The sequence below is a fragment of the Brachybacterium sp. genome, from assembly GCF_052095815.1.
Classification (GTDB): Bacteria; Actinomycetota; Actinomycetes; order Actinomycetales; family Dermabacteraceae; genus Brachybacterium.
On record NZ_JBQDLF010000098.1, the window covers coordinates 2,642 to 2,884 of the forward strand.

Below are 243 nucleotides of genomic sequence, written 5' to 3' on the forward strand. Positions count from 1 at the left end.
CGTTCTTCGACGTCGAGGTGTTCAGTCCCGAGGCGATCGTGCTGTCCTGCTCGGGCTGCGGCAAGATCCAGCTCTTCGAGAGCGGGACGCTGGAGCTTCGCACCCAGCAGGAGCAGCAGCAGCGCTGAAGGCCTTCCGCACGTGAGGGCGACAGGTGCCATCCTGGAGGCATGGCCCCTTCACTGCTCACCGTCGGTCACGGCACCCTCTCGCGCCAGGAGCTCGCCGATCTGCTGCGCGGAG